Source organism: Candidatus Berkiella cookevillensis (assembly GCF_001431315.2).
In the GTDB taxonomy this organism is placed as follows: domain Bacteria; phylum Pseudomonadota; class Gammaproteobacteria; order Berkiellales; family Berkiellaceae; genus Berkiella_A; species Berkiella_A cookevillensis.
In genome coordinates, this window is the sequence record NZ_LKHV02000001.1 from 180,238 (window position 1) to 191,600 (window position 11,363).

An 11,363-nucleotide genomic window follows, 5' to 3' on the forward strand; every position below is an offset into this window, starting at 1 on the left:
TGAGCAGAGGGATTTAGCTGCTTGATCTTAAATCCTCAGCATCAATCCCCCTTGCGCACTTATCAGTGCGCATCCCCCTTCAAAAAGTGGGATTTTTTATTCGCTTCGCGAATATTAAAAATCAACTTTATAGTGTACTAGACATATTTGTGTAGAAGAGTCAGCCCAAACTCAGGAGAGGGCTTAGACATTAGCTCTATCAATACCGATAATGCTCTGGCTTGAAAGGCCCTTCCACTTTTACGCCAATATATTTTGCTTGCTCTGGTGTAAGTTGGGTGAGCTTCACGCCAATTTTCTCTAAATGCAATCTTGCCACTTGTTCATCGAGATGTTTAGGCAATGTGTAAACTTTATTCGCATATTTTTCATGGTGCTGCCAAAGCTCTATTTGTGCCAACACTTGATTGGTAAATGAATTAGACATCACAAAGCTAGGGTGACCTGTTGCACATCCTAAGTTAACCAAGCGACCTTCTGCTAATAAAATAATCTTCTTCCCATTAGGTAAAACAATATGATCAACTTGAGGTTTGATGTTATCCCATTTATATTTTTTTAAAGAGGCAACGTCGATTTCATTATCAAAATGACCAATATTGGCAATAATGGCTTGGTCTTTCATTTTAAGTATATGTTCATGCGTGATCACATGATAGTTGCCAGTTGCGCTCACAAAAATATTTGCTTCACTTGCAGCTTCATCCATTGTCACTACGCGAAAGCCTTCCATTGCTGCCTGTAAGGCGCAGATAGGATCAACTTCAGTGACCCATACGGTAGCCCCTAAACCTTTGAATGCTTGCGCGCAACCTTTACCGACATCACCATAACCCAGTACAACGGCAATTTTTCCTGCAATCATGACATCTGTTGCACGTTTGATACCATCAACCAATGATTCTCGACAGCCATATAGATTGTCAAATTTTGACTTTGTGACAGAGTCATTAACATTAAAGGCAGGGATCTTAAGTGCTTCTTTGGCAGCCATCTCATAGAGACGGTGTACGCCGGTGGTTGTTTCTTCTGAAACACCTTTTACATTTTCGAGTAGCTCGGGATATTTCTCATGCATAAGGAGTGTTAAATCGCCACCATCATCGAGTAGCATGTTAGGATACCAGCCTTTTTTTCCATGAATGGTTTGCTCAATACACCACCAATATTCTTCTTCTGTTTCACCTTTTTTTGCAAAAACAGGTACACCAATTTCAGCCATACGAGCAGCTGCATGATCTTGGGTAGAAAAAATATTACAAGAAGACCAGCGCACTTCTGCGCCCAATTCAATAAGTGTTTCAATGAGAACTGCTGTTTGAATGGTCATGTGCAAGCAGCCAACAATTCGAGCGCCTTGCAAAGGCTTGTCTTTAGCATATTTTTTGCGAAGCGCCATTAAACCTGGCATTTCGGTTTGAGCAATTTCAATTTCTTTTCTGCCCCATTCGGCCAAAGAAAGATCGTGTACCCAAAAGTCATTGTTTTGTTCAGATGTTTTTGCTTGCATCATAAATAGCCTTTTACCTTGTGAATGATTATTTAAAAGCTTCTTCTCGTAGCATTTCTACTTTGTCCGTTTTTTCCCAAGGAAGATTAAGATCTTCTCTGCCAAAATGTCCATAAGAAGCGGTTTTGAGATAGATGGGTTGTAGCAGTTCTAATCCTGTAATGATTGCTTTAGGTCTCAAATCAAAATGACGACTGACTAAATCAACAATTTTGTCTTCAGGAATTTTATGTGTGCCAAAAGTTTCTATTGCAATTGAGGTAGGCTTTGCAACACCAATTGCATAAGAGACTTGAATTTCCACTTTGTCTGCAAGACCTGCTGCAACAATATTTTTAGCAACATAGCGCGCAGCGTAGGCAGCAGAACGATCAACCTTAGAGGGATCTTTTCCTGACATTGCACCACCACCGTGTCGTGCCATACCGCCGTAAGTATCAACAATAATTTTTCTGCCAGTGAGTCCGCAATCTCCTTGGGGGCCACCAATCACAAATCGCCCTGTGGGATTAATGTGATACTGTGTATTTCTGTCTAACCAAGCAGCTGGGATGATGGGTTTTATAATTTCTTCCATCACAGCTTCAATCAGTTGGCTGTGTTGAATTTCAGGATCATGTTGTGTTGATAAAACAACACTGTCAATACGTTTGGGAATGCCTTTGTCATCATATTGAATAGTGATTTGAGACTTTGCATCAGGTCTTAACCAAGGTAGTTGTTTTGATTTGCGTACTTTTGCTTGTTGTCTCATGAGATGGTGCGCATAAAAAATAGGCGCTGGCATATAAGAGGCTGTCTCATTGGTTGCAAAACCAAACATATGCCCTTGATCGCCTGCACCCATTTCATGATTGTCTGTTTCATCCACGCCGATAGCAATATCAGCAGATTGTTTGCCAATTGCATTTAATACAGCACAGGAATTACCATCAAAACCAAATTCAGGGTTATCATAACCAATGTCACGAATAACTTGGCGAGTGATGGCTTCGATATCGACCCATGCATTTGTTCTTACTTCACCACCAATCAGGGCCATGCCGGTTTTAACAAGTGTTTCACAAGCAACACGTGCGTTTGGATCTTGTTTTAATATTTCGTCTAGTACAGCATCTGAAATTTGATCGGCTATTTTGTCAGGATGCCCTTCCGAGACAGACTCTGAGGTGAATTGGCGATAAGTATTTGTCATGTTATTCCCTTTATGAATAGATATCTCTTCAGTGCGAAGGGTATCAGAAGCACAGAATGGATGCTAGTTGCAGCTCAAAATTACCTTAGATTGCAAGAAATAAACGATAAAAATGGGAGAAAATGATGGCGAGAGTGGAGACACCTATATGTAAGTTTGATGAGCCAGCTAAGCCTTTTTATTTATTGGGAATAGATGGAAAGTATCATAGCTTAGAAAGTTGCAAGGCTGAGGCAGGTTTGTTGGTGATGTTTATTTGTAATCATTGCCCCTATGTGCAGGCCATTTTGCCAAGATTACTGGTTCAAGTAAAAGAATTGCAGCAAGAAGGGATTGGCGTGGTTGCCATTTGTTCCAACGATGCAAACACTTATCCGGAAGATAGTTTCGAAAATATGCAATTGTTGGGAGAAAAATGGCAGTTGTCATTTCCTTATTTATGGGATGAAACACAAGCCGTTGCGAAAGAATATGGCGCTGTTTGTACCCCGGATTTCTTTGGTTACAACAATAACTTATTATTGCAATATCGGGGTAGATTGGATGCCAGTGGCCGCGAGCCTGCGTCTTTAGATGCAAAACCAGAGTTGGTTTTAGCTATGCGACAGATTGCCATGTCTGGTAAAGGGCCATTTGAGCAGATCCCCAGCATGGGGTGTTCGATTAAGTGGAAGTCTTAAGCTTTTGCCTTGAATGAAGAAGAGTTGCTGTTCCCTCATGTTAGAAGAGGTTCAGTTGTAGGGGACGACCATTGTGTCGTCCCGATATCTGTTGAGCGTGTTTATATGTTATTTCGGGACGACACAATGGTCGTCCCCTACAATACCTCTAATCTCCTCATAAAATACGGCTGAAATAGTTAGAAGTTTCATCTAATACCTTAAGCCAAGGCGCAAGCGGTGTTATAATTGGCGGGCAATCGCAAAAAATATGTTATCTAATTGAATAATTTATGAGGTCCGAATGCCTACCCCATCTCGCCGCCAACTCGCCAATGCCATTCGCGCACTCAGTATGGATGCTGTGCAAAAAGCCAAATCAGGTCACCCTGGTGCCCCTATGGGTATGGCAGATATAGCCGAAGTTTTATGGAATGATTATTTACAACATAACCCCAAAGATCCATATTGGCTCAATCGTGATCGATTCGTGCTTTCCAATGGCCACGGCTCTATGTTGCTGTATTCATTGTTGCACCTTACGGGCTATGATTTGCCGATGGAAGAGCTGCAAGCTTTCCGTCAGTTACATTCTAAAACACCTGGGCACCCTGAATATGGTTGTACACCTGGCGTTGAAACAACCACAGGCCCTTTAGGCCAAGGTTTAGGTCATGCAGTGGGTATGGCGCTTGCCGAGCAAATGATTGCCAATACTTTTAATCGTGATGGATTTCCGATTGTCGATCATTTTACCTATGCTTTTTGCGGTGATGGTTGTTTGATGGAAGGTATTTCTCATGAGGTATGTTCTTTAGCTGGTACTTTGGGCTTAGGTAAACTCGTTGTATTCTATGATGACAATGGCATTTCTATTGATGGTCGCGTAGATACGTGGTTTACAGACGATACTCCGGCGCGCTTCCGATCTTATGGTTGGCAAGTCATTGAAAATGTAGATGGCCATGATGCCAAACAGATTGCGCAAGCCATCGATCTTGCAAGAAGTGATCTGAGCAAACCCTCTTTGATCATTTGCAAAACCGTGATTGGTTTTGGTTCACCCAATAAAGCTGGTGATGAGAGTTGCCACGGTGCACCGCTAGGTGATGCTGAAATTGAGTTAGTGCGTAAAAATATTGACTGGCCTTATCCACCGTTTGTGATTCCTGAAGATTACAGACAGCAGTGGAATGCCCAAGAAAAAGGACAGGCTTTACAAAATGAGTGGAGCACTTTGTATACCGAATACAAGAAGCAATTCCCTGAGCTAGCGTCTGAATTTGAACGTCGTTTTGCCAAGTTATTACCAGCAGATTTTAAAGAAACTGTGCATAAGTTGATCGATAAAGCGCAAGCGGCTATGGCGCCTGTTGCAACTCGAAAAGCATCTGAAAATGTATTAAATGAACTCATTAAAATATTACCAGAAATGCTGGGTGGGTCTGCAGATCTAACAGGTTCAAATCTCACTATTACTCAGCAAGCAGAGATAGTGAAAAAAGGACATTTGCAAGGAAACTATTTACATTTCGGTGTGCGTGAATTTGGTATGTTTACCATTTTAAATGGTATGGCACTTTATGGTGGTTTGATTCCTTATGGTGGAACATTCCTAACTTTTGCAGATTATGGCCGTAATGCAATTCGTTTAAGCGCTTTAATGAAACAGCGTTGTATTTATGTGTTTTCTCATGATTCTATTGGTTTAGGTGAAGACGGCCCTACGCACCAACCGATTGAGCATTTAACCATGTTAAGAGCCACCCCTAATTTATACAATTGGCGTCCTTGTGATGAAGTTGAAACGATTGTGGCGTGGAGTGATGCTTTATCTCGTAGAGCGCCCAGTGCATTGATGTTAACCAGGCAAGCAGTGCCTACACAAATGCGTAACAACGCGCAATTAGAAAATATCCATTGCGGTGGTTATGTTCTATATGAAACACAAAAAGCACCTGAAATTATTTTAATTTCAACGGGATCTGAAGTTTCAATTTGTATCGATGTTGCCAAGCAATTAGAAGCACAACAACGAGGGGTGCGTGTTGTTTCTATGCCATGTATGGAAGTATTTGAATCGCAAGATAAAGCTTATCAAGAAGCTGTATTACCAAGTACGATATCAAAACGTATTGCGGTTGAGGCCGGTTCAACCATGCCATGGTATCGTTGGGTGGGTAGTAATGGACTTGTGATTGGACTCGATCATTATGGGGAATCAGCGCCTTATCAAGAATTATACAAAGCATTTGGATTGGATGTTGTGAGTATTACTCAAGCAGCCGAAAACTTACTAAAAAGATAATGGGAGAGGATTGACATGGCTATACGTGTTGCAATTAATGGCTACGGTAGAATAGGAAGAAATATTTTAAGAGCCATCTATGAAGCTAATCGTCAAAAGGATATCCAGATTGTTGCTATTAACGATTTGGGAGATGCTTCGATCAATGCTCATTTAACGCAATATGATACGGCACATGGCCGATTTAACTTCAAAGTTTCTGCGGGAAATGATGGTAGTTTGATCGTAAATGGTGATGAAATACAGGGTTTTTCTGAGAGAAATCCTGCAAATTTACCATGGGAAAAGCTTGGTGTTGATGTTGTGTTAGAGTGCACTGGCATGTTTACAACACGAGAAAAAGCACAAGCACATATTGATGCTGGCGCAAAAAAAGTTTTAATTTCTGCACCAGCTGGAAGCGATGTGGATGCAACCATTGTGTATGGTGTGAATCACCAAATGCTCAAAGCAACAGATAAAATTGTGTCAAATGCATCGTGTACTACCAATTGTTTAGCGCCATTGGTAAAGCCATTACATGAAAAATTAGGCATTATCAGTGGGTTAATGACAACCGTGCATGCCTATACCAACGATCAGGTTCTCACTGATGTGTATCATCAAGATTTAAGACGTGCGCGTGCAGCGGGCTATTCTATGATCCCAACCAGTACAGGTGCTGCTAAAGCTGTTGGATTGGTATTGCCTGCTTTAAAAGGCAAATTGGATGGCTTTGCAATACGTGTTCCAACCATTAATGTTTCTGTGGTTGATTTAACGATTACCGTAGAACGTCAAACAACGGTAGAAGAAGTCAATCAAATTTTACATGCAGAATCAGAGACACAGTTAAAAGGCATTTTATCTTACTCAGATGCACCGCTTGTTTCAGTTGATTTTAACCATAACCCTGCATCGTCTATTTTTGATGCAACCCAGACACGTGTGATTGGTAATTTGGTAAAAGTGCTTTCTTGGTATGACAATGAATGGGGATTTTCAAATCGAATGATTGATACTGCCATTGCAATGATGCAAGCAAAATAAACAAGAGGGAATTGTATGATTACATTGGACAAGATTGACATCAAAAATAAAATTGTGCTGTTAAGAGAAGACTTGAATGTGCCTTTTGATGAAAAAGGTATTTTAAGTACAGCACGTATTGATGCTGCTTTAGAAACAGTAAGACTCTTGCAAGAAAAAGAGGCTAAAATAATTTTGATGTCACATCTTGGCCGTCCCAAAGGGCGTGATGAGCAATATACCTTACAGCCGATTGCTGACTACCTATCAGAGCAATTAAAGCAAAAAGTAACTTTATTTAATTTGGGTGATCCACTACCGTCCTTAAAGTCACGTTCAGTGGCCTTATTAGAAAATGTTCGTTTTTATGCAGGCGAAACAGAAAACAAAGAGGCCTTAGCAAAGCAATATGCCGAATTGTGTGATGTATTTGTGATTGATGCTTTTGGTGTGAGCCATCGTGCCCAAGCTTCTACGACAGGGGTGATTCAATTTGCGGATGAAGTTTGTATGGGACCTTTGCTTGCCAAAGAAATCACAATGTTGAATCAAGCTCTGGATAATCCTCGTCGACCTACAGTCGCCATTGTGGGAGGTGGGAAGGTATCTACTAAATTAGATGTACTCCTTAATTTAATAGAGAAAGTAGATGTGATGATTGTCGGTGGTGCACTTGCAAATACATTTCTGCTGGCTCAAGGCAAAAATGTAGGTGCTTCGCTGGTTGAACCAGAATTAGTACCTATGGCCACTCAAATTTTAAATCGAGCCACGCAATTAGGCAGAACACTTTGGTTACCAGAAGATGTGGTTGTGGCAGATAGTATTGACAGTCCAAGTGCTCAAGTTAAAAATTTAGCAGAACTCGCAAATACAGATAAAATATTTGATATTGGTGCGAAGGCAATAGTCTCTCTTGAGCAAATTTTATTGTCTGCCCAAACGATTTTGTGGAATGGGCCTTTAGGTGTTTTTGAGCGAGAAGCTTTTCAAGCAGGTACACGTGCGCTTGCGCAATTGATTGCAAAATCAAAAGCTTTTTCAATTGCTGGTGGTGGCGAAACCATTGCTGCGATTGAGCAATTTGGTGTTGAAAAGCAAATATCTTATATCTCAACGGGTGGCGGTGCGTTCTTAGAGGTATTGGAAGGAAAAGTATTACCTGTTATCACCGCTTTACAAGAACGTGAAGCACAAATAAACGATATTAATACAGTGAAGTTATAATATATGAAACCACGTCGCACTAAGATTGTTGCAACACTCGGTCCAGCAACAGACAGTAAATCAAAAATAACAGACTTAATATTAGCGGGTGCTAATATTTTACGTATCAATTTATCTCATGGTACTTTTGAACAACAGAAAGAAAAGATTCTGTTGGCAAAGGAATGTGCCACAGAGCTTAATAAGATCGTTGGTATTTTAGTTGATTTACAAGGCCCCAAAATTCGTATCCAGGCCTTAGAAGAAAGATATTTGAATTTGCAGGAAAACGACAGCATTGTTTTAGATCCTACAATTACTTATCCAGGAAACACCGATGGTGTCGGTGTAAATCATCCAGAATTGCCTAAAGAAGTGGTTGTTGGCGATGAGTTGTTATTGGATGATGGTAGGATCACCTTGTCTGTTAAGGATATTCAAGGTTCTCGTGTTATTTGCCAAGTCATATCAGGTGGTAAATTGCTACCATTTAAAGGTCTGAACAAAAAAGGCGGTGGTCTTTCATTGCCGAGTCTTACAGAGAAAGACAAGCAAGACATTCGTTCCATTACAGGGTTACCCATTGATTTTGTCGCACTTTCTTTCCCCAAGACAGCCGATGATATTCGTTATGCAAGATCATTATTAAAAGAACAAAATAACCCTGCACATATTGTTGCGAAAATAGAGAGAGCTGAAGCCATTGAAAATATTGATGAGATCATTGAAGCCTCAGATGCTGTAATGGTGGCAAGAGGGGATTTAGGTGTTGAAATAGGCTATGCTGAATTACCTGGTATTCAGAAATATATTATCAACAGAGCCTCTTTATCTGATAAAGCAGTTATCACTGCTACGCAGATGATGGAATCGATGATTACGAATCCTATCCCCACACGCGCAGAAGTATCCGACGTGGCAAATGCGATTTTAGATGGAACAGATGCAGTCATGTTATCGGCAGAAACAGCTTCAGGTGAATTTCCCATCAAAGTAGTTGCTATCTTGCATGAAATTTGTAAAGCAGCAGAACGTCAGAGATTTGCAAGAGCTGCACGTAATCGTGTTGAGAGTTTATGTGAAAGAAGTGATGAGTCCATTGCAATGGCTGCAATGTATATTGCGAATCATCTTAAAATAAAAGCAATTGTGGCACTGACAGAATCTGGTTCAACGCCCTTGTTGATGTCGCGTATCCGTTCAACAATCCCTATCTATGCGATGAGTCGACATGCAGAAACTTGTAGAAGAATGACGCTTTTTAAAGGCGTGCACCCCGTCTACTTTGATGTAACGCAGTTTAATGCCTGGGATATTTCAAAATACGCATTGGATAAATTGATTCAGATGAAGATTTTAAAAGAAGGGGATAATGTTATTTTAACAAAAGGGAATATCATTGGTATTGGTGGCAATACGAATACCTTAAAAATTTTAGAAGCAAAGAACGTCACTTAATATTGTTGGGAGAATACGATGGCATTAATTACTATGCGCCAATTACTTGATCACGCAGCAGAACACAACTACGGTGTGCCAGCTTTTAACGTGAACAATCTGGAACAAATGCGGGCAATTATGGAAGCTGCTCACGAAACAAACAGCCCTGTGATTGTTCAAGCATCTGCTGGTGCAAGAAAGTATGCAGGCCCTCGTTTTTTAAAGCATTTAATTGAAGCGGCAATTGAAGAATTTCCTACCATTCCAGTTTGTATGCATCAAGATCATGGTGCATCACCTGCTGTATGTCAGCGCTCTATTCAAATGGGTTTTTCTTCTGTCATGATGGATGGTTCTTTGAAAGAAGATATGAAAACACCTGCTAGCTTTGAATATAATGTTGAAATTACAAAGCGTGCGGTTGAAATGGCACATGCCTGTGGTGTATCTGTTGAGGGCGAGTTGGGCTGCTTAGGCTCATTGGAAACCAAAACTGCCGGCAAAGAAGACGGTAGTGGGGCAGAAGGCGTATTAACGCATGACATGTTACTCACCGATCCGGAAGAAGCTGCTCGCTTTGTAAAAGCAACAAAAGTAGATGCTTTGGCCATTGCAATTGGTACAAGCCATGGTGCCTATAAATTTAGCCGTCCTCCTACAGGCGATATTTTAGCAATTGATCGCATTAAAGCCATTCATGCGCTTATTCCCGATACACACTTAGTAATGCATGGTTCTTCTTCTGTACCCCAAGAATGGCTAAAAATCATTAATGAATATGGTGGTGATTTAGGTGAGACTTATGGCGTACCCGTTGAAGAGATTCAAGAAGGTATTAAACATGGTGTGCGCAAAGTAAATATTGATACAGATTTACGTTTAGCGGTGACTGGCACCTTAAGACGCTTTTTTGGCACCAACGCAGTAGAATTTGATCCACGTAAATACTTAAGCGAAGCAACCAAAGCAATGAAAGAAATTTGTATTGCACGTTACCAAGCATTTGGTACCAGTGGTTGGGCTGATAAAATTAAGCCTATTATGTTAGAGAAAATGGCTGAGCGTTACTTGAAGGGTGAATTAGATCCTAGAGTGAAGTAAGTCTGTCGTTTTATACTTCGAACAACAGATATGTGTTTTTTCATCATGCATATTTGTTGTTCGTGCTACAAAACTCTGTTGTTGAGCACCTAGCAAAATAATCTATTTTTATTACTGCTTGTGGATTGCTTCGTCGCTGTGCTTCTCGCAATGACGATTTCAGCGGATAAGCCCTCTAAGACTCGTCATTGCGAGCGTTTCGCGAAGCAATCTATCTGAAAACATGCTATGGGAAGCAGAAAATTTATTGCATAAAATGAATAGATCGTTTCATTGCTACGAATAGTACTAGAAAACGTGGCACTTTAAGAATGCATAGGTCTTGGTTTTTGATTCACCAGTATGAAGGGTACAGTATAATGTTCAGATTTTGTATCAACCTTCAGGACGGCATGCCAAATCATTTCATCATGCACGCAGGTAGGTAAGATTGTTTGTGCAGTATATAAGCCACTTTTCTTGAGTTGCAATGCATATTTAAATTCACCCATATCCATTTCTTTGCCTTTAAAATGAATATTCATTTTTTTTATAGGTAATTCTTGTGTTTTGACTTCAAGCATGACCGAGGTTAAAACAGGCATATTGGTTGGGGTAATTTTAAGAGATAGCATTTCACCATTTGGCAGGGTTGTAACACAAGGACCCGCACGTAAATCACAGTTTGTAACAGGCAAATTAACAAGCTTGATATTTTTCCAGTGGTGATAGCAATAGGCTATCAGTAGCAAGGTGCTTAAAGATACAAACCAAAATCCTATTTTAAAATAGTGTCGAAAATTTGTTTGTTGCATTGATTTAAAAGGTTAGTAGGCTTTCTATTTATTATTAATATCTATTTGCGGACAGTTTACCAACTACAATTTGCAAAGTACAGGTTTTACAAAAAACTCATAAATTATAGAGTACTCAAAAAAAAGCCCGATCAAAGATCGG

At 40.3% G+C, this 11,363-nt stretch carries 9 protein-coding genes; 6 read left to right on the forward strand and 3 right to left on the reverse strand.

Annotation, left to right across the window (positions count from 1 at the left end; translation table 11 throughout):
• Positions 1 to 199: 199 nt before the first annotated feature.
• Positions 200 to 1,513: an adenosylhomocysteinase gene (gene ahcY / locus CC99x_RS00765; protein ID WP_235528095.1), complete on the reverse strand. Its 1,314-nt coding sequence runs from the start codon at positions 1,511 to 1,513 to the stop codon at positions 200 to 202.
• A 25-nt stretch (positions 1,514 to 1,538) separates the two neighbouring features.
• Complete coding sequence (gene metK, locus CC99x_RS00770) at positions 1,539 to 2,705, reverse strand: methionine adenosyltransferase (protein ID WP_057625327.1); 1,167 nt, start codon at positions 2,703 to 2,705, stop codon at positions 1,539 to 1,541.
• Positions 2,706 to 2,830: 125 nt separating this feature from the next.
• Here metK and CC99x_RS00775 point away from each other — a divergent pair, with 125 nt between their 5' ends.
• From CC99x_RS00775 to fba, 6 genes are all read left to right on the forward strand, one after another.
• Positions 2,831 to 3,385 (forward strand): thioredoxin family protein, encoded by a 555-nt coding sequence (locus CC99x_RS00775; protein WP_057625328.1) that lies wholly within the window; start codon positions 2,831 to 2,833, stop codon positions 3,383 to 3,385.
• A gap of 283 nt (positions 3,386 to 3,668) precedes the next feature.
• Positions 3,669 to 5,672, forward strand: coding sequence for a transketolase (tkt, locus tag CC99x_RS00780; protein WP_057625329.1), 2,004 nt, complete (start codon positions 3,669 to 3,671; stop codon positions 5,670 to 5,672).
• A gap of 15 nt (positions 5,673 to 5,687) precedes the next feature.
• Positions 5,688 to 6,701, forward strand: coding sequence for a type I glyceraldehyde-3-phosphate dehydrogenase (gap, locus tag CC99x_RS00785; RefSeq protein ID WP_057625330.1), 1,014 nt, complete (start codon positions 5,688 to 5,690; stop codon positions 6,699 to 6,701).
• 15 nt (positions 6,702 to 6,716) lie between these two features.
• A complete protein-coding gene (locus tag CC99x_RS00790) occupies positions 6,717 to 7,907 on the forward strand; it encodes a phosphoglycerate kinase (protein ID WP_057625331.1) in 1,191 nt (396 codons plus the stop codon).
• Positions 7,908 to 7,910: 3 nt separating this feature from the next.
• Positions 7,911 to 9,344, forward strand: a complete 1,434-nt coding sequence (pyk, locus tag CC99x_RS00795; RefSeq protein ID WP_057625332.1) for a pyruvate kinase — start codon at positions 7,911 to 7,913, stop codon at positions 9,342 to 9,344.
• An 18-nt stretch (positions 9,345 to 9,362) separates the two neighbouring features.
• Positions 9,363 to 10,427: a class II fructose-bisphosphate aldolase gene (fba, locus tag CC99x_RS00800; RefSeq protein WP_057625333.1), complete on the forward strand. Its 1,065-nt coding sequence runs from the start codon at positions 9,363 to 9,365 to the stop codon at positions 10,425 to 10,427.
• A gap of 305 nt (positions 10,428 to 10,732) precedes the next feature.
• Here the strand turns inward: fba and CC99x_RS00805 are convergent, their stop codons facing one another.
• Positions 10,733 to 11,221 carry a hypothetical protein gene (locus tag CC99x_RS00805; protein WP_057625334.1) on the reverse strand — a complete coding sequence of 163 codons (489 nt, stop codon included), beginning with the start codon at positions 11,219 to 11,221 and terminating at the stop codon, positions 10,733 to 10,735.
• Positions 11,222 to 11,363: the final 142 nt, after the last annotated feature.